At 67.7% G+C, this 1,811-nt stretch carries 1 protein-coding gene; it reads left to right on the forward strand.

From position 1 onward, the window contains the following. Nucleotides 1-138: 138 nt before the first annotated feature. Nucleotides 139-1,773, forward strand: a complete 1,635-nt coding sequence (locus tag KGA66_RS28815; RefSeq protein WP_211472738.1) for an IS1634 family transposase — start codon at nucleotides 139-141, stop codon at nucleotides 1,771-1,773. The last annotated feature ends 38 nt before the right edge of the window (nucleotides 1,774-1,811 follow it).

A 1,811-nucleotide genomic window follows, 5' to 3' on the forward strand; every position in this document is an offset into this window, starting at 1 on the left:
CCTAGCCCCGTAGTTCGCATGTAGCGATTTGGGCTGACTGGACGTCGAAACGGCGGACGGCGGGGGGTGGCTGGGTGTTGGCTGTCGGGTATGTCGAAGGGTTCGAAGTCGCCGAGGGCGCGGACGGTGCGCCCGGTCATGAACGCTGTGGTCGAGGCCGGGGTGAAGAAGCGTCTGGGCGGGCTCCCTGCGGTCGCGGAGATCCTGCGCCGGCTGGATGTGGCTGGGATCGTCGATGGGCTGTGCCCGGCCCGCACTGATTGCCAGCTGACTCACGGCCAGGTGGTCGAGGTGTTGATCGCGAACCGGTTGACCTCGCCGATGCCGTTGCAGCGGGTTCATGAGTGGGCGGCGGCGTGGGCGGCGGAGGAGGTGTTCGGCACCGAGGCGGAGTTGTTGAACGATGACCGGCTGGCCCGGGCGCTGGATGCGATCGCGCCGCGATTGGATGAGATATCCGGCACCGTGTCGGCGACCGCGATCGGTGAGTTCGGAATCGACGTGGCGAAGATCCACTGGGACATGACCAGTATGTCGGTGTTCGGTGCCTACCCTGTCCACGAGCAGGACCCGGCGTTCCCGCAGATCAAACACGGGCATCCGAAAGACCGCCGGTTCGATCTCAAGCAGGTCCAGGCCGGGCTGGGGGTGGCCGGCGACGGCGGGATCCCGGTGTTCTCCAAGGTGTTCGACGGCGGTGCCGCCGAGGTGTCGCAGGTCGTGGACACGATGAAGGCGTTGAAACAGATAGCCGGGCCCCGGCGGTTCCTGATGGTCGCTGATTCCAAGTTGGTGTCCTGGGCGAACGTGACCGCGCTGGTCGAATCGGGGGTCGACTTCACCGCTCCGCTGCCGGCGGCCAAGGTCGCCGATGGCTTCTATGCCGGGCTCGACCTGGCCGCGGCCCAGGTTGTGGACTATGTGCCGGACCGCGCGGCAAACCTGGCGCCGGATGCCCGGGACGTCTACCGGGTGGCCGAGGACACCGTCACCATCGGCGGCCCGCGCAAGAAGGACACGCCGGTCACGCTGCGCCGGGTGCTGGTGCACTGCACCGGCAACGCCGCAGGCCAACACCAAGCCCGCACCAAGCGCCTGGCCAAGGCCACCGCCGAGCTGGACAAGCTGGCCGCCGGGGCCGGCGGCCGGTTCTACAACACGGCCGAGAAGATCGCCGCCCGCGCCGGGGTGATCGCCAAGACCCGGCGGGTCGCCAAAGTGCTGCACACCGCGATCGGCACCCACCCCGACACAGGCAAACCCGTGTTCACCTGGTCGTTCGATACCGAAGCCCTCGCCGTCGAAGCCGCCGCCGACGGCTGGTACTCCCTGGTCACCCCGCTGCCGACCCCCGGCGACCCGGATACGCGCACCGCCGGGCAGGTACTGATCGACTACAAAGGCCAATCCGGGGTCGAGCGCCGCTACGGCGACTTCAAAGGCCCCCTGGCCGTCACCCCGATCTTCGTGCAGAAGAACAGTCGTGTCGCCGCCTTGATCCAGGTGATCTGCCTGGCCCTGCTGGTGTTCTGCCTCATCGAGCGCCAAGTGCGCCAAGCCCTCGGCGGCGACGGGAAGATGACCGGGCTCTACCCGGACGCCCGCCGCGTCGCCCCCACCGCCCGCATGATCATGTATCACCTCTCCACCCTGGACCTGCACATCGGCAACATCCTCGACCCACCGACCGTCCTGTTCGCCCAAGGAATCCACGTCCACCTGCTCGAACTCCTCGGCATCGAGGTCATCCAGCCACGCTGGACAGAACCCTGACCCGACCCGAACGAGCTACATGCGAACTACGGGCCTAG

The organism is Actinocrinis puniceicyclus (assembly GCF_018283645.1).
Taxonomy (GTDB): domain Bacteria; phylum Actinomycetota; class Actinomycetes; order Streptomycetales; family Catenulisporaceae; genus Actinocrinis; species Actinocrinis puniceicyclus.